This is a genomic window from Aeromonas rivipollensis, from assembly GCF_010974825.1.
Taxonomy (GTDB): Bacteria; Pseudomonadota; Gammaproteobacteria; order Enterobacterales; family Aeromonadaceae; genus Aeromonas; species Aeromonas rivipollensis.
This window is the reverse complement of sequence record NZ_JAAILA010000041.1, coordinates 1-22,162: the sequence shown is the minus strand read 5'-3', so window position 1 is coordinate 22,162 and position 22,162 is coordinate 1. Positions and strand designations below refer to the sequence as shown.

Annotated in this window: 21 protein-coding genes; 10 read left to right on the top strand and 11 right to left on the bottom strand. The window is 60.9% G+C overall.

Annotation, left to right across the window (positions count from 1 at the left end):
- The first annotated feature begins 254 nt into the window (after nucleotides 1-254).
- Nucleotides 255-887: a LysE family translocator gene (locus G4923_RS20165; protein WP_163138110.1), complete on the top strand. Its 633-nt coding sequence runs from the start codon at nucleotides 255-257 to the stop codon at nucleotides 885-887.
- Between the two features lie 87 nt (nucleotides 888-974).
- Here G4923_RS20165 and fis read toward each other — a convergent pair whose 3' ends face one another.
- Entirely contained in the window at nucleotides 975-1,271 is a 297-nt protein-coding gene (fis, locus tag G4923_RS20160) for a DNA-binding transcriptional regulator Fis (protein WP_005309538.1), read from the bottom strand.
- Between the two features lie 25 nt (nucleotides 1,272-1,296).
- Nucleotides 1,297-2,262 carry a tRNA dihydrouridine synthase DusB gene (dusB, locus tag G4923_RS20155; RefSeq protein WP_163138109.1) on the bottom strand — a complete coding sequence of 322 codons (966 nt, stop codon included), beginning with the start codon at nucleotides 2,260-2,262 and terminating at the stop codon, nucleotides 1,297-1,299.
- Between the two features lie 292 nt (nucleotides 2,263-2,554).
- Here dusB and G4923_RS20150 point away from each other — a divergent pair, with 292 nt between their 5' ends.
- Genes G4923_RS20150 through G4923_RS20135 form a run of 4 tightly spaced genes read left to right on the top strand, consistent with a single transcriptional unit; the run spans nucleotide 2,555 to nucleotide 7,291 of the window.
- Nucleotides 2,555-3,961, top strand: coding sequence for a TolC family protein (locus G4923_RS20150; protein ID WP_163138108.1), 1,407 nt, complete (start codon nucleotides 2,555-2,557; stop codon nucleotides 3,959-3,961).
- On the top strand, nucleotides 3,958-4,962 hold the full coding sequence (locus tag G4923_RS20145) for an HlyD family secretion protein (protein WP_163138107.1): 1,005 nt from the start codon (nucleotides 3,958-3,960) through the stop codon (nucleotides 4,960-4,962). The genes G4923_RS20150 and G4923_RS20145 overlap by 4 nt, the downstream gene beginning before the upstream one ends.
- The gene (locus tag G4923_RS20140) at nucleotides 4,962-6,098 is read left to right on the top strand and encodes an ABC transporter permease (protein WP_111911928.1); all 1,137 of its coding nucleotides are present in this window, start codon (nucleotides 4,962-4,964) and stop codon (nucleotides 6,096-6,098) included. Before G4923_RS20145 ends, G4923_RS20140 begins: the two co-directional genes overlap by 1 nt.
- Nucleotides 6,095-7,291 carry an ABC transporter permease gene (locus G4923_RS20135; RefSeq protein WP_139745324.1) on the top strand — a complete coding sequence of 399 codons (1,197 nt, stop codon included), beginning with the start codon at nucleotides 6,095-6,097 and terminating at the stop codon, nucleotides 7,289-7,291. Before G4923_RS20140 ends, G4923_RS20135 begins: the two co-directional genes overlap by 4 nt.
- A 78-nt stretch (nucleotides 7,292-7,369) precedes the next feature.
- On the opposite strand, the gene G4923_RS20130 is transcribed toward G4923_RS20135, so the two are convergent.
- From G4923_RS20130 to G4923_RS20120, 3 genes are all read right to left on the bottom strand, one after another.
- Nucleotides 7,370-8,005, bottom strand: coding sequence for an SDR family oxidoreductase (locus G4923_RS20130; RefSeq protein ID WP_163138106.1), 636 nt, complete (start codon nucleotides 8,003-8,005; stop codon nucleotides 7,370-7,372).
- A gap of 127 nt (nucleotides 8,006-8,132) precedes the next feature.
- The gene (locus G4923_RS20125; protein WP_163138105.1) at nucleotides 8,133-8,987 is read right to left on the bottom strand and encodes a DnaA ATPase domain-containing protein; all 855 of its coding nucleotides are present in this window, start codon (nucleotides 8,985-8,987) and stop codon (nucleotides 8,133-8,135) included.
- Nucleotides 8,988-9,060: 73 nt separating this feature from the next.
- Entirely contained in the window at nucleotides 9,061-9,741 is a 681-nt protein-coding gene (locus G4923_RS20120) for a DnaT-like ssDNA-binding domain-containing protein (RefSeq protein ID WP_163138104.1), read from the bottom strand.
- Between the two features lie 313 nt (nucleotides 9,742-10,054).
- Between G4923_RS20120 and G4923_RS20115 the strand changes: the two genes are divergently transcribed.
- Entirely contained in the window at nucleotides 10,055-11,026 is a 972-nt protein-coding gene (locus G4923_RS20115) for a response regulator (protein ID WP_025325878.1), read from the top strand.
- 70 nt (nucleotides 11,027-11,096) lie between these two features.
- Here G4923_RS20115 and G4923_RS20110 read toward each other — a convergent pair whose 3' ends face one another.
- The 3 genes from G4923_RS20110 to G4923_RS20100 form a co-directional block, all read right to left on the bottom strand.
- Nucleotides 11,097-12,494: a peptide MFS transporter gene (locus G4923_RS20110; protein ID WP_106884859.1), complete on the bottom strand. Its 1,398-nt coding sequence runs from the start codon at nucleotides 12,492-12,494 to the stop codon at nucleotides 11,097-11,099.
- Nucleotides 12,495-12,707: 213 nt separating this feature from the next.
- Nucleotides 12,708-13,619, bottom strand: a complete 912-nt coding sequence (galU, locus tag G4923_RS20105) for a UTP--glucose-1-phosphate uridylyltransferase GalU (protein WP_163138103.1) — start codon at nucleotides 13,617-13,619, stop codon at nucleotides 12,708-12,710.
- Nucleotides 13,620-13,712: 93 nt separating this feature from the next.
- The gene (locus G4923_RS20100; protein ID WP_163138102.1) at nucleotides 13,713-14,033 is read right to left on the bottom strand and encodes a ComEA family DNA-binding protein; all 321 of its coding nucleotides are present in this window, start codon (nucleotides 14,031-14,033) and stop codon (nucleotides 13,713-13,715) included.
- 165 nt (nucleotides 14,034-14,198) lie between these two features.
- Here G4923_RS20100 and cysQ point away from each other — a divergent pair, with 165 nt between their 5' ends.
- Complete coding sequence (gene cysQ / locus G4923_RS20095; RefSeq protein ID WP_163138101.1) at nucleotides 14,199-14,954, top strand: 3'(2'),5'-bisphosphate nucleotidase CysQ; 756 nt, start codon at nucleotides 14,199-14,201, stop codon at nucleotides 14,952-14,954.
- A gap of 89 nt (nucleotides 14,955-15,043) precedes the next feature.
- Here cysQ and G4923_RS20090 read toward each other — a convergent pair whose 3' ends face one another.
- The 3 genes from G4923_RS20090 to G4923_RS20080 form a co-directional block, all read right to left on the bottom strand.
- Nucleotides 15,044-15,340 (bottom strand): YciI family protein, encoded by a 297-nt coding sequence (locus G4923_RS20090; RefSeq protein ID WP_025325883.1) that lies wholly within the window; start codon nucleotides 15,338-15,340, stop codon nucleotides 15,044-15,046.
- Nucleotides 15,341-15,364: 24 nt separating this feature from the next.
- A complete protein-coding gene (locus G4923_RS20085) occupies nucleotides 15,365-15,916 on the bottom strand; it encodes a septation protein A (protein ID WP_025325884.1) in 552 nt (183 codons plus the stop codon).
- A 136-nt stretch (nucleotides 15,917-16,052) separates the two neighbouring features.
- A complete protein-coding gene (locus G4923_RS20080) occupies nucleotides 16,053-17,585 on the bottom strand; it encodes an aminotransferase class V-fold PLP-dependent enzyme (RefSeq protein WP_163138100.1) in 1,533 nt (510 codons plus the stop codon).
- Between the two features lie 233 nt (nucleotides 17,586-17,818).
- On the opposite strand from G4923_RS20080, the gene trhA reads away from it, so the two are divergent.
- From trhA to G4923_RS20065, 3 genes are all read left to right on the top strand, one after another.
- The gene (gene trhA, locus G4923_RS20075; RefSeq protein ID WP_163138099.1) at nucleotides 17,819-18,454 is read left to right on the top strand and encodes a PAQR family membrane homeostasis protein TrhA; all 636 of its coding nucleotides are present in this window, start codon (nucleotides 17,819-17,821) and stop codon (nucleotides 18,452-18,454) included.
- Nucleotides 18,455-18,571: 117 nt separating this feature from the next.
- A complete protein-coding gene (locus G4923_RS20070) occupies nucleotides 18,572-20,233 on the top strand; it encodes a putative transporter (protein WP_106884853.1) in 1,662 nt (553 codons plus the stop codon).
- 222 nt (nucleotides 20,234-20,455) lie between these two features.
- Nucleotides 20,456-22,162, top strand: a 1,707-nt coding sequence (locus G4923_RS20065) for a retention module-containing protein (protein WP_163138098.1), incomplete at its 3' end; no start/stop codon positions are given.

The following is a 22,162-nucleotide window of genomic DNA, read 5'->3' as shown; positions in this document are numbered from 1 at the left end:
GGGTTTTTTATTGCCTGAAATTCAGCGCTTCAGCACTGATTTTCTTATGGAGCAGAGAACGCTCAGGCCATCTGCCTCAATAAATGGCCCGTTGTTTAGCCACTTGATTACCTTTCGACCCTTCTTCTCTCTCGCCCACCAACCCTGATAACCCCTGGCTATGCCCCCTGCTTATGCCCACTATTGCCGTAATGGGGAGTGACAAGGCGGGTTGGATCCATAGACTGTGAGTTTCATCTGCAAGGGAGCTGTGTATGTTGGGGATCCACGATCTGGCGTTATTTGTCGTATCCGGGCTGCTGCTGAACATGATGCCGGGGCCGGACTCTCTGCTCATCATGCTGCGCAGTGGCTCGCAAGGCTGGCGAGCGGGCTCGGTGGCCGCGCTGGGCATAGGAACGGGCACCATGGTGCATGTGCTGGCGGCGGCCCTGGGGCTGTCTGCGCTGCTGAGTGCCTCGGCCGAGCTGTTCGCCGTGATCAAGATGATGGGGGCGCTCTATCTGGTCTATCTGGGAATTTCCCTGCTCAGGCAAGGCGCAAGCTCATCTGTTGCGAGCGAGCCCGCAGTATCGCTGCCAGCGCTCTCCTATGGGCGGATCTTTCGGCAGGGCCTGCTGACCAATGTACTCAACCCCAAGGTCGCGCTCTTCTTCCTCGCCTTTGTACCTCAGTTTATCGCCCCCGATGCGCCGCAGAAGGCGCTGGCGTTTATCGTGCTGGGCTGCATCTTCAACATCAACGGGATGATCTGGTGCCACCTGCTGGCCTTCTCGACAGCCTATGCGAGTCGCAAGGTGCGCCTGCCTGCCCGGTTGGGACGCTGGCTCAATCGCTTGATGGGGGGCTTGTTCGTGGGGCTTGGCATCAAGCTGGCCGCGGAGTAAGGCGCTGTCCGGAAAACCGGCCATAGAAAAAGGCGTATCCCATCGCTGGGATACGCCTTTATCTGCACTGCAGCAGGATGACTGAAATCAGTTCATGCCGTAGCGCTTGAGTTTCTTGCGCAGGGTGCCACGGTTGATGCCCATCATCACGGCGGCGCGAGTCTGGTTACCACGGGTGTACTGCATGATCACGTCCAGCATGGGGGCTTCGACTTCGGAGAGAACCATATCGTACAGATCAATCACTTCCTGACCGTTCAACTGGGCCAGGTAGTTACGCAGGGCCTGTTGCACAGAGTCACGCAGGGGGCGCTGGGTCGGCTCGGCAGCGTGATTGTGAGTAGTTGTTACCAATGCATCAGAAGTCAGGGTTTGTTCGAACATATTCGGTCGGCTCTTTAGTTATGCGTTAACCTAATCCATCGAAATACATTTCAAGCGCGTTCAACTGTGCGTCTGCACAATCCAGGGCATTGAAGTGCTTACGGAATTCTCGGCCCGTCTCTTCTTCATCCAGATACCAGCCCACGTGTTTACGGGCAATGCGCGCTCCCAGATATGCACCGTAAAACTGATGCAGATTGGTAACATGCTCGTTCATCAGGGTGCGAACCTCTTCCCTGTCGGGAGGCGGCAGCTTGGTGCCCGTCTCAAGAAAATGACGGATTTCCCGGAAAATCCAGGGTCGTCCTTGCGCAGCACGGCCGATCATCACGGCGTCGACGCCGGTATAGTCGAGGACATACCGGGCCTTCTCCGGGCTGTCTATGTCACCATTGGCGACAACAGGAATCGATACGGCCTGCTTAATCGCCCTGATAGTGTCGTACTCCGCTTCGCCCTTGTAGAGGCAGGAGCGGGTACGACCATGCACGGCAAGGGCCGCGATACCGCAATCTTCGGCGATTCGGGCGATCTCCTCGCCATTGCGGTTATCCGGATCCCATCCTGTGCGGATCTTCAAGGTGACAGGTACCTCTACTGCATTCACCACGGCCTGGCAGATGGATCTGACCAGCTCGGGTTGGCGCAGCAGGGCGGAGCCTGCCAACTTTTTATTCACTTTTTTTGCCGGACATCCCATGTTGATGTCGACGATCTGAGCGCCCTGCTCCACGTTGTAGCGGGCAGCAAACGCCATCATCTCGGGGTCGGCTCCGGCAATCTGGACCGATCGCAGTCCGGTTTCGGCAGAGTGGCCCATTCTCATCCTGGTTTTCTGGGTATCCCAGACATCCGGGTTGGCCAGCAGCATCTCGGAAACGGCCATGCCTGCTCCCAAACGTAAACAAAGTTCACGAAATGGTCGGTCTGTTACACCGGCCATGGGGGCCACGATCAAGGGAGTTTCAAGCGTGTGGGGACCTATCTGCATTCCACGGTTACCATCGGCTTAGGGCGGCGTATATTACGCATTTTTTAGTCAGGAGAAAAGGTTAGTATTTGAGCGTCAGCCATTTTTTTCTGAAAAAAACGTCGCGCCAAGGCTTGCAAATTCAGGAGTGCTTGAAAATCAGACATATTGTCTGGGACCATGGTCAGGGTCAAATGAGTGAGGGACTCGGTGATTTGGCAGTCTCTTTGCGGCGCCTGTTTACGCTATGATAGCGGGCCTGAATCGAGCAAAGGCTCCACACAATTTTATTACAAACATAAATTGGGGATGTATGACGTCAAGGTTCATCAAATTGCTCTGCCCGGGCCTGCTGGGAGCCATGCTGGGCTCGGCGCAGGCGCAGACCGTCAGCTTCACCGAGGCCTGGAGCCGGGTCATCCAGCAAGATGACGGGCTGGCGGCGGAGCAGGCCGGGGTGGCGCGGGCAGAGCAGTTGCGCGAGGCGGCCAAGGGCATGTACCTGCCCAAAGTGGATGTGGGGGCCAGCTATACCCACCTCGATCAGCCGATGGAGCTGGACATGCTGGATCTGAACCCCATCGCCAATCATCCGGAATTTGGCAAGGTGCTGGGCCCCGTCATGCAGGCGCTCAACCTCAGCCCCAGCGACTTCGTCACCCCCCTCACCAAGCAGAACGTCGTCACCAGTTCGGTCAAGATGCTCTGGCCCCTCTTCACCGGCGGGCGCATCGATGCGGCCCAGGACATCCGTCAGGCGCAGGTGAGCGAGGCGCAGCAGTTGCTGGTGCTCAAGCAGCAGTCGACCTTCGAGAGCCTCTCCCAGACTTACTTCGGCGTGGTGCTGGCGGCCCAGGTGGTGCAGACCAAGCAGGAGATCGAGCAGGGGTTGGCCCACCACCTGGATCATGCCAAAAAGCTCGAAGCCCAGGGTCAGATAGCCCGGGTCGAGCGACTCTCCGCCCAGTCGGCCTATGACAGGGCTCGCATCGATACCCAGAAGGCGCGGCGCAGCCTGGAGATAGCCCAGCTGGCGCTTGGCCACATGCTCAAGCTCAAACAGGCGGAGCCCAATACCCGGCTCTTCATCAACGAGGGAATGCCACAGCTTACGCCCTTCGTGGAGGAGACCCTGGCGGTGCACCCTGGCCTCAAGCTGCTGGCGGCCAAGAAGGAGCAGGCCCAGGGCATGATCAAGCTGGAGAAGGGCAAATACGCCCCCGAGCTCTTCCTGTTCGGCAACTACAACCTCTATGAAGATGACTCCATCGTTTCCAAGACCACCCCGGACTGGCTGGTCGGGGTCGGGGTCAGCATGCCGCTGGTGAGCCGCGACGGCCGCTCCGAGACGGTGCAGGCGGCCAAGAGTGCCGAGCTGCAGGTCAATCTGCTGCAGGCCAAGACCCGCCAGGATCTGGAATTGCTGGTCGAGAAGACCTGGCGCGAGGCAGCGCAGGGGCTGGAGGAGTATCACGCCCTCTCCTCGACCCAGGCCCTGGCCGAGGAGAACGTGCGGCTGCGGGACAAGGCTTTCGGTCAGGGGCTCTCCACCTCCCTGGATGTGGTGGATGCCCAGAGCCAGCTGGCCGGGGTCAAGACCCAGCGCGCCGCGGCAGCCTATCAATATGTGATCTCCCTGGCCCGCCTGCTGGCGCTCTCCGGTCAGATGAACAGTTTCAATCAATATCAGCATACTCAGGCGACAGAGGTGAATTCATGAGTCATCCCCCCATCAAGAAGAAGATGAGCCAGGGCAAACCTTGGTTGCTGCCACTTGCCCTGGCGCTGCTGGTCATCTGGCTGGGCTGGCGTTTCTGGCTGGCCTATCAGCCGGAGCCGGTGCGCCTGCAAGGGCAGATTGAGGCGCAGCAGTATGCTGTCTCCTCCAAGGTGGCGGGGCGCATCGACGAGGTGCTGGTGAAGAAGGGAGATCAACTGGCCAAGGGTCAGCTGGCGTTCACCCTGGCGAGCCCGGAAATCGAGGCCAAGCTGAGCCAGGCCAAGGCCGGTCAGGCGGCCGCTGGCGCCATGGCGCAGGAGGCCGAGAAGGGGGCACGGGCCCAGCAGATAGCCGCGGCCAAGGATCAGTGGCAGCAAGCCAAGGCGGCCGCCCTGCTCCGTGGCAAGACCTATGAGCGTATCGCCAGCCTGCATAGGGATGGCGTCATGCCGCTGCAAAAGCGTGACGAGGCCTGGACGGCCTTGCAGGCGGCCAAATACAGCGAAGGCATGGCCTGGCAGCAATATCAGATGACCCTGGAAGGGGCACGGGAGGAGACCAAGGTCGCGGCACGGGAGCAGGCCAAGATGGCGGCAGGCGGAGTGGCCGAGGTCGAGGCCTATCTGGCAGACACTCGCATCGCCAGCCCCCACGAGGGAGAGGTCGCCCAGGTGCTGCTGCGCAGCGGCGAGCTGGCGCCCCAGGGCTTCCCCGTGGTGACCCTGCTCGATATGAAGGATGCCTGGGCCCAGTTCCATATCCGCGAGGATCTGCTGCCCCGTTTCCCGGTCGGCACCGAGTTTGATGCCCGCATCCCGGGCCTTGGCGATCAGACGGTACGCTTCAAGGTGGCCCATGTGGCCGCGATGGGGGATTTCGCCACCTGGCGAGCCACCGATACCCGTCAGGGGTTCGACATGAAGAGCTTCCAGGTGGAGGCGCGCCCCTTGCAACCGGTTGAAGGGTTGCGGGTTGGCATGAGCGTGCTGGTCGAACTCTGATGGGACGAGAATGGCGGCTGCTGTGGCAAGACCCCTTCAGCCGGGCCCTGACCAGCTGGATCCCGCTGCTGCTGATCGGGCTCTTGTGCTGGATCTTCTCGGCGGGGTTGGCGCGGGATCTCAAGGTGGGTCTGGTGGATCTGGACAGGAGCTCGCTCTCCCGCCAGCTCGCCTTCTCGCTGGATGCCTCCGCCGGGCTTAAGATAGCGCAGCAGTTTGACACCATAGACGAGGGTGCCAGGGCGCTGCGTGGGGGGGACATCTATGCCCTGGTGGTGATCCCCAACCACCTGGAGCGGGATGCCCGCGAGGGCACCCAGCCCAAGGTGACCGTCTTCAACAACGGCCAGTTCATCCTGATCGCCAAGCTGGTCAACGCGGCCCTGGCCCAGGTGGTGGGCACCCTCAACGGCCAGGTGGGCGTGCTCGCGGCCATGGCCGACGGCAAGGCGCTTCCCGGGGCGCTGGGGCAATCGGTGCCCATCGCGAGCCAGGTGACGGCGCTCTACAACATCAACTCCAGCTACGCCCAGTTTCTGCTGAGCGCCCTGCTGCCCGCGGTGTGGCAGATCCTGGTGGTGCTCTATGGCCTCAACGCCCTGGCCCGCACCGATCGACTCGGTCTGGACTGGACCACCAGAGGGGTCTGGTTCGGCCTCTGGCGCACCTTGCTGCCCCATGTGCTCATCGGGTGGGGGTGGGGGCTGGCGTGGAGTCTGCTGCTGTTCAAGGGGTTGGGTTATCCCATGCAGGGGAGTTGGCTGGTGTTGACGCTGGGTCTGGGGCTGGCCTCGGCCGCCTGCGTCAGCATGGGGGCCTTCTTCTACGGAGTCATCCGGGATCCGGCCCGTGCGCTCTCCTTGGCGGGAGCCTACACGGCGCCGGGCTTCGCCTTCATGGGGGTGACCTTCCCGGTCAGCGCCATGGGGGATGTGGCCCAGTTCTGGCGCAGCCTCTTGCCCATCTCCCACTATGTCGAGCTGCAGATAGGCCAGACCAACTACGGCCAGCCGCTGACGGCGGCCCTGCCCCAGTTCGGCGCCCTGCTGTTGTTCCTGCTGCCGCTGCTGCTGGTGGTGCGGCGCTATCAACCCCAGGCAACTGCTGCCCGAAGCCAGGAGGCGTCCACGTCATGATGGGATTCTGGGATCTGGTGCGTCTCGAGTTGCGCACCCTGCTGGCGGACAGGGCCATCATGCTGACCCTGTTTGGCGGCGTCTTCTTCTACTCCTTCCTCTATCCGCAGCCCTATCTGCATCAGTTGCCTCGCGAGGAGGCGGTGGTGGTGGTCAACGATGACGGCAGCCAGCTCTCCCGTCAGTTGGAGTTCATGGCCGACGCGACGCCCCAGGTAAAACTGGTGGCTCGGGTCGACAGCCTGACACAGGCCCGTCAGTGGCTGCTGACCGGCAAGGCGAGCGGCATATTGCACATTCCCCGTCACTTCTACCGGGATCTGATGCTGGGCAAGAGCGTCACGCTGAGTTACGCCGGGGACGCTTCTTACTTCCTGGTCTACGGCACCATAGCCGAGGGGCTGGCCCAGGCGGGTGGCACCCTGGCCGCTCAGGTCAAGGTGGCCCGGCTGCTGAGCCAGGGCGAGGCGCTGCCCCAGGCCGCCATGGGCTGGAATGCGGTTGGGCTCAACGTGGTGCCTGTGTTCAACCCCACCATGGGTTATGTGAACTACGTGGTGCCGGCGGTCTTCGTGCTGATCCTGCACCAGGTGCTGCTGATGGGCACCGGCATTCTGGGGGCGACCCAGAACCAGCGAAGCGGGCGAGGGGAGCAGGGCTATTGGCAGCAGGTGCCCGTGCTGGCGTTGCTGCTGGCGCGCACTCTGGTGGTAGGGGGGCTGTTTGTGCTGCCGGTGACCTACTTCTTCGGCTTCTGCTTCGACTACTACGGCATAGCCCGCACCGCCGAGCCGGCCGCCTTGTGGCTGTTCACCCTGCCCTTCTTGCTGGCCACCACCTGGCTTGGGGTAGTGCTGGGGGCCTTGTTTACCCGTCGCGACCTGCCGACCCAGGTAGTGCTCATCTCCTCGTTGCCACTGGTCTTCCTCGCGGGCTTCATCTGGCCGCTGGAGCTCATTCCGACTCCTCTCAACTGGCTGGCCCAGTGGGTGCCGAGCACGCCGGCCATAGAGGGGTTCCTGCGCCTCAACCAGATGGGGGCCGAGTTCAGTCAGGTGTCTCGCTACTGGTGGCAACTCTGGGGGCTGGCACTGCTTCATGGCGGCCTCGCCTGCCTGCTGCTGCGCTGGCGTCAACAGTCGCTGCCGGTTGCCAAGGTGGCGAGTGTCACGGCCGCCAGCCAGGCGAGATAACGCGGCGGCGACAGAGTGTGAAACGGTCAGCCCAAGGGCTGACCGTTTTTTTATGCGGTGGATTGGGTCTTGGATGAGTCAGGCGCGATGGAGCTCGGGATCGCCGATGGCGTAGATCTGCCCCAGCGCAACTTCATCAGTCAGCAGGCGCAGGCCATGGGCGGCCACGTCGGCGCGGCGCACCAGTCCATGCACCTCCTTGCCCTGGCTCAGCACGGCCTGACCGGTTGCCTCCCCATCCTGCAAGCCGGCCGGCCTAAGGATGGTCCAGCCGAGCGTGCTGGTCTGCAGCCAGCTCTCCGCCAGACTCTTGAGACGTACCTCGTGGCCGAAGGCGACGCGGGCCCGCTCGGGCAGGTATTGCCAGCTGTCACCGCAGCCGAGGGACGTCACCAGCAGCAGGCGTATGAGCCCGGTCTGCTCCATGGCGTCGATGATGTTGCGATTGCCCTGATAATCCACGGGTTGTGGCTGACGGAAGCTGCCGAGGGTGGAGATGACCCGGGCCCCTGGGCCCGCTTGCGCGCAAGCCTGCTGCACGGCGGCCGGGTCCAGCGCATCTCCTTCGATGACCTCGACCCCCAGGGTGCGCAGCTCGACGGCCATCTCTGGTTGGCGAACCAGGGCCAGGACCCTGTGACCCTGGCGCAGGGCCTGATCGGTGAAGGCGCGGCCCAGCCCGCGGCTGGCTCCGAAGACAAGTGTGGTTGGCATGTGCTGCTCCCTGTGGCGAAAGGGTTAGCCTAAAGGGTTGGCACTGTGCTGTAAATGAGAGTTGTTTTTATTTGAAGGAGGGGGGAAATGCGGCGAGCCCGGGCAACTGGCCCGGGCTCGCACAGGATCAACCGTTGTAGTGGCCTATGCTGGGGCGACGACTGGGGCCATGCAATGGGACATCCACTGGGTTGAATGCCTTGATTGCTTCAAAGGCAAAGTCGCCGATGGCCTGATGCAGGCTCTGGGGACTGTGGTTGGTGATGATGATGATACTCTTCGAGAGGTTGCGACGGCGGCGCAACAGGTGGCCAAGGAAGCTGGATTGGCTCTCCGCCATCTTGGCGCGGTTGGCCGCGACCTCGTCGATGATCAGCAGATCCACCTCTTCCAGGGCACGGCGGTACTGATTGCGCTCCTCCTGATCCTGGATGACGTTGAAGAAGAGCCTGTCCACTATGGAGGCCCACTGCTGGAAGATCACCGATTTCTGGTGGCGCTCGATCAGCTCATGGGCCACGGCCCCTGCAAGAGTTGATTTTCCTGTGCCGAAATCACCATATATCAATATGCAACTTCCACCTTTCGATTCCCAGTGTTCAAATCCTGCAATAAATTGCCGAGCGCTATTTACACCGTCGTTCATAGCCGGATCTAAAGTATCTATTTTATCAAAAACCCAGTCTGTATTTAGGTCTGCTGCTGCAATGAGCTTTTTGATCCGATCCTGGCGCGCAGCCTTCTGCAGCTCACGTACCTCGGCGTTGGCCTTGGCGTCGTACTCCTTGCGCAGGGTCTCGTAGTCGTACTGGCCGCCGCCGGTCTGGGCCTGCAGGCGACGGATGCGTTCGAGCAGGCCGCCCACGTGTTGGCTCAGCTCGGGATCGTGAATACGATGATCCTGTTTGGCCTTGGCGATCTTTTGGCGCTTGGTCTCGATCTCCTTCAGTTCCTGGCGCAGTGGATCGTTCGGGTCGGTCATTGTGCACTCCTTTGGGGATGCTGATGATGTGATTCAGTATTTCATATGTTCACTGGTTTTTATCACAAGATATCTATTCTTCTTTATCCGCCTGATTCTTTGCTTCAGCCAGGAGCCTTACCTCTTCCATCATTTCTAAGGCTCGTTTGCTCGGTCCGGTATATACGGGTACAGACTCTACCTGTTGGTAACCCTTAACTTCCGTCGGTTTGCGCCGCGCGTATCGCCGGCTCTTGAGGGTCCGGATGAACTTCAGCATCCACTGATGCTGGGAGTCGAACACCTCGGGGCGGCCAAGCCAGTAGGCGATGAACTCCCCCAGATCCTCTTCGCTGTAGCTGGCATCGATCACCCCGCACAGGCGGGCGAGGGCGGGCAGCTCTTCATCCGGCCGCCACCGCAGATGCATCTGGAAGGGACGCTCCGGCAGCGGGCTGCGCACCCGCTGGCTCAGCAGGGGCAGCTGGAAGGGGCACTGATGGTAGTGCTCACTGTCCGCCTGTGCCTCGACCTGCAACAATTCGGCTTCCATCAGCTCATCGAGCAACTCGGTGAGCTGGCGGGCATTGACCTGATAGCAGAACCCGCTGGGATTGCCCGGATCGACCACCGCTAGGGCGCGCCCGAGTTCGGGATAGTTGAGCCTGGGCAGCCGATTTTCCAGCACCAGCCGGCGCAGCTGCAGGGTATAGAGGCTGCGTGCCGGATGGGAGAGTCTGGGATGGGCGAGGGCGCTGTATTCGGCTGGCGTCATGGTCTGCTTCACGATCTGGAGTGGGGGGCATTATCCCTCATGGCGGGGTTGCATACAATTCACGGTGCCCATGGATGACAGCCTGATGATGCCGTGGCGTCCCTTCATCCAGTGTTGAATGGGGGCGCTGACCCTCCCGCTCGGCAAGGAAGAGGCATTGATTGCTGACAAAATAATCAGCACATTTCAAATGCTTGGGTGGCTGACTGACCATTTGAAGGGGCTGCCCGGCAATATTGGGTGGCGAGATGGCGCTCCCATGATCTAGGCTTAGTGCTCAAATAACCGTTTGACTAATAAGAGCTTTGTCAAGATGTCAAAAGCCGGACTACGGATCTTGGTGGTGGAAGATGAAGCGGTTTTTCGCCACTCGCTGGTCACTTATCTCGAGCATGATGGGGCCTGTGTCTTTCAGGCCGAAGATGGAATCGAAGGGCTCTCTGCAGCCGCACTCTATCACCCCGATATCGTGTTATGCGACCTGAACATGCCCAACATGGATGGGCATGAGGTGATCGCCTGCCTCACCGCCCGCTATCCCGAGGTGCCTGTCATCGTCATCTCGGGCCAGGATCAGATGGCCGCCATCGAGCGGGCGTTGCGGGCGGGAGCGAGCGACTTCTTCATCAAGCCGGTGGATGACTATGGCCAGATCCGGCGCAGCATAGATCAGTGCCTGACGAGCAACGCCCACCAGAGCCAGCAACTGGAGCTGATGGAGCACATCGACTTCTTCCGGGCCCACGATCTGGCTTCCAGCCGCCTGTTGGCCTGGCTGGCACCACCGGGCATGCAGGAGTGGGGGCCCTGGCAGGTGACGTTCGCCGGCATGGGCAATCTGTTCATTCCCGACACCTTCAAGCTGGACGACAAGCTGCTGGTGCTGGTGATGGAGCTGCCCATCCTGGGGGTGGATGCCGCCTTCTGCGGCGCCTTGGTGCGCTCCTTGATGAACGGCCCCTATCGCCAATATCAGCAGCAGGAGAGCCAGTTGCTGACCCAGCCCCACAGGTTGCTCGACTACCTCAATCTGCAACTGTTGGAGTCGGGTCTGCGCCACTCCTTTTCCATGGCGGCATTGCTGTTCGATCAGGAAGACGGATTGGTGTTTGCCAATGCGGGCCTCACCTCCCCCCACTGGCTGATGCGCTCGGGGGGATTGCCGCTCGGGCTGATGCGCAGCAGCCGCTATGGGTTGCACAAGCGCAGCTGGCACGAACCCTTCGAGCTGCAGTTTCGCAGCGACAACGGCAGCGCCCTGAAGATGCAGGTTCGTCACCACTGAGGCCGTGCTTTAGAGCCGAAACAAACAGGGCGCCCAATGGGCGCCCTGTTTGCTGTACAGTCCGGACCGGTTAGACGGCGGCGGATTGCAGCTTCTTGTCGTGCTCGTCGGCCTCTTTGGCGGGGCCTTCGGCACCGTGCATCCAGTAGACCAAGCGGTTGGCCATGGTCAGCAGGATCAGGGCACTGATCACGGCGGCCAGGGCGATGCCACCGAAGATGGCGATCGGACCTGCTTCACCGACGAAGGAGCCGATGAAACCGGCCGCATAGTTGGCCAGGGCGACGAAGCCGAACCAGGCACCCATCATCAGGGAGGCCAGGCGCAGCGGAGCCAGCTTGGTCACCATGGAGAGGCCGATCGGGGAGAGGCAGAGCTCGCCCAGGGTGTGGAACAGGTAGGCACCGACCAGCCAGAACATGGAGGTCTTGACCGCCTGATCGCCGCCTTGCTCCAGCACGGCACCGATCATGAAGAGGAAGCCGACGGCCAGGAACAGCAGACCCATGGCGAATTTCACCGGGGAGTTTGGTTCCTTGCTGCCGAGCTTGATCCAGATGGCGGCCACGATCGGGGCGAGCGTGATGATGAAGAAGGGGTTCAGGGACTGGAACCAGGCGGTCGGCACTTCGAAGCTGCCGATCATGCGGTCGGTATATTCCTGTGCGTACAGGTTCATCAGACCACCGGCCTGCTCGAAACCGGCCCAGAAGATGATGGTGAACAGACCCAGCACCAGGATGACCTTGATGCGATCCACTTCCTGCTTGGTCAGCGGGGCTTTCTGCTCCTTGGAACGCTGCATGGCGGCGCGCTGGGCGGCCGGCACGCGGCCGATGTCGCCGAGGAAACGCTGGGCCATGGTGGCTTGTACCACCAGGGAGAGCAGCATGCCGATACCGGCGCTGACGAAGGCGGCTTGCCAGCCGTAGGCGGTGGCGGCGGCACCACAGATCACCCCTGCCAGCAGGGAGCCCAGGTTGATGCCCATGTAGAAGATGGTGAAGGCACCGTCACGACGGTGGTCACCTTCCTGATACAGGTCGCCCACCATGGTGGAGATGTTCGGTTTGAACAGACCGTTACCCAGGATCAGCAAGCCAAGGCCCGCGTAGAAGACGGTGTTGACCATGTCCGGGAACATGGCGTGGGGCAGGGCCAGGGTAAACTGACCCGCGGCCATGAAGATGGCACCGATCAGGATGGCGCGGCGTTGACCGAGGAAGGTATCGGCCAGCCAGCCCCCGATGATCGGAGTGATATAGACCAGACCGGTATAGATGCCGTACAGCTTGAGGGCGTCGGCCTGGGTCCAGCCCATGCCGCCGTTGGCGGTCATGTCAGTCAGATAGAGGACGAGCACGGCACGCATGCCGTAGTAGGAGAATCTCTCCCAGAGTTCGGTACTAAAGAGCAAAAAGAGCCCTTTAGGGTGACCTAAAAAGGTCCCTTTGGACGGGTTATTCATTGGAACTTCCACCTGTGTCTTATATTTTTTTAGAAATTTTATGCAAGGGCTAGGAACAAGCCATATTCCTTATAAAACAAGCAGGATTGAATTACAACGAGAGCTTTTGACGATATTTTATCTATCAATGGTTGAATTTTTGTTTATAAAATGAAAATGGGCATCGAATGATGCCCAGTCTTTTATTCTGTGTATTGTGTGAATTTTCAGCAATTACAACTGTTTGACGAACTGCTTGAGCCAGGCGGTAAATTCGCTGTCCATCTCCCGATGGCGTACCGCGTATTCCACGTTGGCCTTCATGTAACCCAGCTTGCTGCCGCAATCGTGGCTGCGACCCTTCATGAAGTAGGCATTGACCTGTTCGTGTTCCATCAGCATGGCGATGGCATCGGTCAGCTGGATCTCGTCGCCCGCCCCGGCCGGGGTCTTCTCCAGCAAGGGCCAGATGTTGGCGGAGAGCACATAGCGGCCGACCACGGCCAGGTTGGAAGGCGCCTCGTCGCGCGGCGGCTTCTCAACGATGGCCTGCATCGGCAGTGACATGCCGGCGCTCAGGGCCTCGCCCTTGATGTCGGCGATACCATACTTGTCCACTTCGCTCTCGGGGACGGCTTCCACCATGATCTGGCTGATCTGGTCCGCCTCGAACATATGCACCATCTCGGCCAGGTTGTCCTGCTTGAGATCGCTGGCCACCTCGTCGATCAGCACGTCAGGCAGCAGCACGGCGAAGGGGTTATCCCCGATCAGCGGGCGGGCGCACAGCACCGCATGGCCCAGGCCCTTGGCCTCGCCCTGGCGCACGTGCATTATGGTGACGTCTTTCGGGCAGATGTGCTGTACCTCTTCCAGCAACTGGCGTTTGACCCGCTTCTCCAAGGTCGCTTCCAGCTCGAAGCTCTTGTCGAAATGGTTCTCGATGGAGTTCTTGCTGGAGTGGGTCACCAGGATGATCTCCTTGATGCCGGCGGCGATGGCTTCACGCACCACATACTGGATCAGCGGCTTGTCGACCACCGGCAGCATCTCTTTGGGGATGGCCTTGGTGGCGGGCAGCATGCGGGTACCCAGACCGGCAACTGGGAGGACGGCCTTGCGAACAACGAGAGGTGTATTTTTCATGAAATGAGTCCGAATATACAAAGTGCGCCCATGATACCCCAAGAAAAATAGGGCAGCCACAGGCCGCCCTCGGATGACAGGGATTCAAACCGGTTACTTGACGATAATCATGTCCCGGTTCGCATCCAGGGTGGCGGGCCCGATACCGCTCACCTCTTCCAACTGATCCACCGAGGTGAACTTGCCCTGTTTCTCGCGGTAATCGACGATGGCTTGCGCCTTCTTCTCGCCAACGCCCTTCAGCGCCGCGAGTTCATCGGCACTGGCTGTGTTCAGGTTGATCTTGCCGGCCTCCTTAGGGCTGGTGACTGTCGTGGCCGGTTTGGCGGCTGGCTTGTCGGCGGCGAGAAGAGGCTGGCTCAGCAGGGGCAGGCAACCCAGCAGCAGGGCGGCGATCAGAGTCTTTCGGTTCATGGCTTCATGTCCTTATGTGGCGTCAAATGACTATTGATAATTAGTCGATCTGCGCCACTTTTTGTCTGTCATTTTTGACACTTTATAAGTCAGTGCAAACGGCTATAAGCCAGACAGGTCCGAAATAGGTACACTGGCTAACCATTTGAGCGAGATGTCTTTTCCATGTACTTACCCGCCATTTCCGAGCTGGACCCCATAGCCCGCGCCGCCGGTGACGCCATCCTGGCCATCTACCGTCAACCCTTTGCTGTGGAGTACAAGCAGGACGAGAGTCCGCTCACCGCCGCCGATCAGGGGGCGCACGAGGTGATAGTACAGGCGCTGGCCCGCTTGACACCGGATATCCCCGTGCTGTCGGAAGAGTCGGACGCCGAGACGATGCAGGCGCGGCGCGGCTGGTCCCGCTACTGGCTGGTGGATCCGTTGGATGGCACCAAGGAATTCGTCTCCCGCAACGGCGAGTTCACCGTGAACATTGCACTGATCGACCATGGCAGGCCGGTCTGGGGACTGGTCTATGCCCCTGTGCTGGACAGGCTCTGGTATGGCGGCAAGGGGATAGGAGCCTGGCGTGTTGCCGATGGCAAGCATGAAGCCATCCAGACCCGCCCCCATGGAGATGGGGAAGCATGGCGTGTAGTGGGCAGTCGCAACCACCTGTCGCAGGAGACCCTCGACTATCTGGCGCCTTTTGGCGAGATAGAACTGGTCTCCATGGGCAGCTCCCTCAAGTTCTGCATCATTGCCGAAGGGGGCGCCGAGCTCTATCCGCGCCTAGCACCTACCTGCGAGTGGGACACGGCGGCGGCGCAGGCTGTGCTGGAAGGAGCGGGCGGGTCCGTGACCCAGCTCGATGGCTCTTCGCTTGCCTACAACAAGCCGGACATCCTCAACCCCTGGTTTGTGGCGCGGGCCTGATTGTCGCCACCAGGGCGTGCAGATGTGAAAAGGCCGGACTGTGTCCGGCCTTTTGCATTCTCGTGCTCAATGATGCCAATCGACCCGCTTCAGAACACCTTCTTGAACGGCTTGATGGTCACCTTGGCATAGACGCCAGCCGCCACATAAGGGTCGGCATCGGCCCAGGCCTTGGCGTCGGCCTGGCTGGGGAATTCGGCGATGACTGTACTGCCGGTGAAACCCGCATCGGCCGGGTCCTCGGCATCTATGGCCGGATTGGGGCCGGCCGTCAGCAGGCGCCCCTCATCCTGCAGCGCCTGCAAACGGGCTAAGTGGGCAGGGCGAGCCAGCTTGCGCTGGGGCAGGCTGCCGGCGACATCTTCGGAATAGATGAGATACCACATGAGAGGATCCTTTTCTGATTGCGGTTATTTTTTCTGTTCTGCTTTTTGCTCAGCCGGCATGTGGCGATAGAGGTAGACGCCGCTCAGCAGGGTGAACACCAGAGTCATGCCCAGCAGGCCGAAGACCTTGAAGTTGACCCACATCTCTTGCGACAGGTTGAAGGCCACATAGAGGTTGAGCAGACCGCAGAGGGCGAAGAAACCGACCCAGCCGAGGTTGACGTTATCCCAGACGCGGTCGGGAGCTTGCAGCTCCTTGGCCAGCATCTGCTTGATGAGATTCTTGCCAAAGCCGTAGCGGCTGATGAGCAGGGCCAGGGCAAAGAGTGCATTGATCACGGTCACTTTCCACTTGATGAAGGTATCGTCGTGGAAGAAGACGGTGAGGCCGCCGAAGAAACCGACCAGCAGGAAGGTAAACAGCTGCATCTTCTCGACCTTGCGATAGCGCACCCAGCTGTAGAGCAGCTGAAGGCCGGTGACGACCACCAGGGCGCCGGTGGCGGTGTAGATGTCGTAAAACTTGTAGACCGCGAAGAAGACGATCAGGGGAATAAATTCAATAAACTGCTTCATGCTGGGCTCTAACCTCAAAATTTCATTCAGTGTACCTGCCCGTTAGGCAACGGCAAATGAATAAGACCGTTCATTTAGTGTGCTGTTCCCCGCTGCGGGGTCTTCATCCCTCGGGGTGAGGATGGCACTTGCTGCCTTATGCCACAGGACCTTGTTGCTGCGTCTGGTCGAACAGCTGGCTGGCAATGAGGCTGCCGAGCCGCAACTGGTCATCCAGCAAGCCGCGGATATGGCGCTCCTCGATGAGGGGATTGAGCAGGACGGCGCGCAGCAGGGTGAGCGGTTGTGTGCCGTAGCGACTCACCGCCCGCTGGGTACGGGAGACGAAGCTGTGCCCCTCGGCGCGCTGCGCCTTTTGCAGCGCCACGTTGAAGGCGTTGATCTGCTCGTTGGCCGCCTCGTCCAGGGCCTTGCCCTGCAGGTGGGGCGGAATGCAGCGATAGGAGAGCAGGTTCATCACGGGGGCCGACATCAGCTCGAAGGCGGGGTGGGCATTGATGAGCTCCGCCATCCGCCGCGCCCTGTCGTAATTGGTGTCGATCAGCTGGGCATAGCCCTGCTGGCCCAGCAACTGGAAGGCGGCATCCAGATAGAGCGCGTTGGCGGGGCGGGTGCCCTCCAGGGTGAAGCGGCCCTGATCAAAAGAGCTGGCGCGAATGGCGTAGGGGGCCTCCCGCTTCACCGTCATCATCAGATCCGGCTGGCGGCAGAGCAGCATGCCGGTGCCGAGCGGTACCAGCAGCTGCTTGTGGCCATCCAGGGTCACTGTATCGGCCTGCGCTATGCCGTCCAGCAGGCCCTGATAGCGGGGGGAGAACAGGGTCGGGCCACCCCATGCGGCATCCACGTGAAAGTGGATCTGCTCGCGTCGGGCGATAGCCGCGAGCTCGGGCAGGGGATCTATTGAACCGAAGTCCGTGCTGCCGGCGACCCCCACCAGGGTCAGCACCTTGAGCTTCTGCTCCCGGCATTGAACCAGTGCGCGCTCGAGGGCCGAGAGGCAGAGCCGGTTGTCGGCATCCGTCTCGAGGCGCCAGACGCGGCAAGCCCCCAGCCCCAGCAGATCCATCCCCTTGTCGAAGGAGTAGTGCATCAGCCTGGACCCCAGGATCACGGCGCCCCGGTAGCCCTGCGCGTAGAGGGAAAACAGATCGTCGCCACAGGCCCGGTTGCGGGCCAGCCAGAGTGCGGTGACGTTGGCTATGGTGCCACCGCTGGTCATGACGCCGAGGGCCGCATCCTTGGCATGCATCTGCGCCTCGTAAAAACCGTCGTTCTCCCGATAGACGAGGCGGTGCAGCTTGGCCAGCACCTCCCGCTCCAGGAAGCTGAGCAGGCGGGAGGACTCCATCTTCATCGGATTCTGGTTGAGCATCACCAGCAGGCGGGAGAGCTCGGCGGTGAAGGCCGGCAAGGGCGCCGTCATGTGCCCCATGTAGTGGGGCGAGGTGAGATGGGAGGCGCCGGGCACCAGGGCCGCGAGACGCGTGAGGTACTCTGTCATGCTCATGCCGCTGGCGGGCATGGACGACTGATCGAGCTGGTGGACGAAACTGTCGCGCTGATAGGGGGCCTGACTGTCATCCGAGTGATGGAAGGTCTCCAGCAGGGCCGTCATGGCCTGGCCGAAGTCAGGATCCGGTTGTGTAAACAGTTCAGTCAGCTTCATCAGGTTCTCCAGACCAGCCTGTCGGGCAGAAAGTAACGGGCGCGCGCCGTGCCGGACAGACACGGCCATCTGCGCGGGTGGCGTCGGCCGCAGAGCATACACCAAAGGGGCGGGGGGAACAGCCACCTCCTGACGCCGAGATTCCCCCTGGGCAGACCCTTTTATTTTGAGCTAACACTTGTAGCCTGAAACGTCGGCCGCTAGAGTGGATCGGATCTTGGCTGGAGGTAGTGATGACAGATGTGATGGGGTATTCCCCACGGGAAGAGTGGGCCAATCGTCTCAGCCACGGGCTGGGGCTGCTGCTGGGGATCATCGGCCTGATCCTGCTGCTGCACAAGGGCTGGGATCAGGGCCCCCAGGCGTTGCTGAGCTACGGCCTCTACGGCACCAGCCTGGTGCTGCTCTATCTCGCCTCGACCCTCTACCACAGCATGGGCTCGGCTGTGGCCAGACGCCGGTGCAAGCTGCTCGATCACTGCGCCATCTACCTGCTGATCGCCGGCACCTACACCCCCTTCCTGCTGGTGGCGCTCGATACCCCGCTGGCGCAGGGCTTGATGGTGGTGATCTGGGGGCTGGCCCTGGCCGGGGTGGTGTTCAAGCTCTTGTTCATCAACCGCTTCAAGCGCCTGTCACTCTTCACCTATCTGATGCTGGGCTGGTTGTCCCTGGTGGTCGTCTATCAGCTCTACCTCCATCTGGATGGCACCGGGCTCCTGCTGCTGGGGCTGGGTGGGCTCATCTACAGCCTGGGCACCATCTTCTACATGGCCAGGCAGATCCCTTACAACCACGCCATCTGGCATCTGTTCGTGCTGGGGGGGAGCCTCTGTCACTTTGTGGCCATCTATGGCTATGTCGCCTGACTAGCCCTTAATTGGTATTTTTGCACCCATCAAAGCCTGAATTCGTGCGGCATCCCACAGTTGCCCCCTTCGTTTGCTGACAAGCTAGGGTCAGTTCAGCTTGGAAAGGATGCAAAAATGAGTGAGATCGCGCTTTCCATCAGCATGTTGTCGCTGGTGGCGGTGCTGGGACTCTGGCTGGGAAACTGGCGAGTCTATGGCGTTGGTTTGGGAATTGGCGGTGTGCTGTTCGGCGGCATCATAGTGGGTCATTTTGCCGGGCTCTCCGGCCTGAAGCTGGATGAGCAAACACTTCATTTCATTCAAGAATTTGGTCTGATCCTGTTCGTCTACACCATAGGCATCCAGGTCGGTCCCGGCTTCTTCTCTTCCCTGCGCAGCTCGGGGCTTAAGCTCAATGGCTTCGCCGCCCTGCTGGTGCTGCTCGGCTGTGTGGTGGCCGCGGCGCTGCACCAGCTGTTCGACGTGCCGCTGCCGGTGATCCTCGGGGTCTTCTCCGGTGCCGTGACAAACACCCCTTCGCTGGGGGCGGGTCAGCAGATCCTGGCCGAGCTTGGGGCGGATCCGGGCTCCACCGGCCTGATGGGGATGGGCTATGCGGTGGCCTACCCGTTCGGGATCTGCGGCATCCTGCTCACCATGTGGCTTATTCGCATGTTCTTTCACGTCAAGATCGACGAAGAAGCAGCCGCGTTCGAGCAACAGGCGGGCAAGACCAAGGAGAGCCTGCAAACCATCAATATCGCGGTGCGCAACCCCAACATGCACGGCCTGATGCTTGGCGAGATCCCGAGCCTGGACGAGGCCGATGTCATCTGTTCCCGCCTCAAGCGGGGTGACGAACTGATGGTGCCCAAGCCCGACTCTCGCATCGAGCTCGGCGATCTGCTGCACCTGGTGGGGGAGCGCCACGCCCTGCACAAGGTGCTGCTGGTGCTCGGGGAGGAGGTGGATACCTCCCTCTCTACCCGGGGCACGGATCTGCGGGTCGAGCGGGTGGTGGTCACCAACGAGCAGGTGCTCGGCAAACGGATCCGGGATCTCGACATCAAGCAGAAATACGATGTGGTCATCTCGCGCCTCAACCGGGCCGGCATCGAACTGGTCCCGACCAGCCAGACCAGCCTGCAGTTTGGCGACATCCTGAACCTGGTGGGGCGGCTCGATGCCATCGAAGCCGTGACCAGCGTGGTCGGCAACGTCCAGCAAAAACTGCAGCAGGTGCAGATGCTGCCGGTCTTCATCGGCATTGGATTGGGTGTATTGCTCGGCTCCATTCCCTTCTATCTGCCGGGATTCCCGGCGGCCCTCAAGCTGGGTCTGGCGGGCGGCCCCCTGGTGGTGGCCCTCATACTGTCCCGCATCGGCAGCATCGGCAAGCTCTACTGGTTCATGCCGCCGAGCGCCAACCTGGCGCTGCGGGAGATAGGCATAGTGCTGTTCCTGGCGGTGGTGGGATTCAAGTCAGGGGCCGGCTTCATCGACACCCTGATCAACGGGGATGGTCCCGCCTGGATGATGTACGGCGTGGCCATCACCCTGATACCGCTGCTGGTGGTCGGGGTGCTGGCGCGCCACTATGGCAAGGTCAATTATCTCACCCTGTGCGGTCTGCTGGCCGGCTCCATGACGGATCCTCCCGCCCTGGCCTTCGCCAACGGCATGCACCCCACCAGTGGCGCCAGCGCCCTGTCATACGCGACCGTCTACCCCCTGGTGATGTTCCTGCGGATCATCTCTCCCCAGCTGCTGGCCATCCTGCTCTGGGCCGGGGCCTGAGTCGACGTGAAATGGGAGCCAATAAGGCTCCCATCTTCGTTCTGTCATTTTTGATGCTATTGATTTAACTAATTTTATTACCCTTCAAACACCCTTCGTTTTCGGCGCGAATCCAAGCCTCATTTCGGTCTGTTCGTTCGATTTTTCTCACTGGTATCTGGTCGGACTAACGGGCACATTGGAGGCTGGAAATCTATGCCCATTGATATTTCAGGAGAAACCATGAGCAGCAAGAGCATCGTACTGGATCAGGATGTCGTCGTTACCCAATTGCAAGGCAAAGTCTACCTGGTTGCCGCTGACGGGAGCCAGACGCTTCTTTCTGAAGGTGATGTGCTGCCCAAGGATGCAGTATTGCGCGCTCCTGAGGGGGCCAGCTTCCAGGGGGGGGAGACCACCTTTACCCTGAGCCCGAGCAACACTCCCGAGTCTGAAGAGCCCCAGTTGGCACAGGGGGATGTACCTGACGACATCGCCGCCCTGCAGCAGGCGATTCTGGCGGGGACAGACCCGACCCAGGCATTTGAAGCGTCGGCGGCGGGCGGGGCACCCGCTGCGGGCAACGTAGGCGGCGTTGCAGGTGCCAGCGGCAACGGCGGCTTCATCACCATCGACAGAACCGGTGATGCCACTATCTCCACCGCCGGCTTTGATTCCGCCAATCCGGATGATGCCGCTCCGCTGGCCGAAGCGCAGGATGACGAGGATGAGCTCCTCGATCTCACCGCACCCACCATCACTGTGTCCGCGCCGGACAACATCAACGACAGCACCCCGACCCTCACCGGGACCACGGATGCCGCTCCCGGCAGCACTGTGACCCTGGTGGTGACCGACGCCAACGGCAACCAGCAGACCCTGATCACCACTGTCAATCCGGATGGCAGCTTCAGCGTGGATGTGGAGACACCCCTGCCGGACGGCGGCTATGACGTGACCGCCAGCGTGACAGATCCCGCCGGCAATACCGGCACCGCCACCGACGATGGCAGCGTGGACAGCACGGCGCCTTCTGCGCCGCTGGTGGAGATCCAGGATGGCGCGGACAACATCATCTCCGCCAACGAGCGGGAGAGTGGGGTCGATATCATCATCCGCCTGCCGGCCGATGCAAAAGTCGGTGATCGTCTTGATGTGGACTGGAATGGAGATGGGGTACCTGACAGCACTTCCATTCTGACTACCGACGATATCAACAAGGCTCAGGTCAATCTGACCATTCCCACGACGGATCTGCCGAACAATGGTCCCATCTCGGTCGATGCAACCCTGACTGATCCGGCGGGCAATACCTCGCCCAAGGGCACGGACAGCAGCATGGTGAACGCCCCTCCCTTGCCCGAGAATGATCAATTCAGCGTGGAGGAAGACGGCACCGTCACCATCAATGTGACCAGCAACGATGCCGATGCCGATGGCGATCGTCTGACCATCAATGCCATCAACGGTCAGGCCATTGCCGAAGGTGGCTCCGTTGCCATCAATAATGGCACTGTGACCCTCAGCAATGGCCAACTGGTATTCACGCCCGCGCCAGATTTCAACGGTAGTATCTCCTTCGAATACACGGTCACCGACGGCCTGCACAATACCACCGCAGAGGTGACAGGCACCGTCTCGCCGGTTAACGATGCCTCCATTATTGGTGGCGCTGACAGCGGCAGAGTGACCGAGGATGCGAGCAACCCGACCCTGACCGAGACCGGCACTCTGAGCGTGACCGATGTGGACGGTGCGGATGAGGCCAAGTTCGTGGTTGGCAATGGCGTGGCCAGTGCTGGTGCACTGGGCAGCCTGTCCATCACCGAGGACGGTGCCTGGACTTACAGCGTCGACAACAGCAAGGTGCAGTATCTGGGTGAGGGGGAGACCAAGGTCGAGAGTTTCATCGTGCAGTCGGTGGATGGCACTACCACCACGGTCACCATC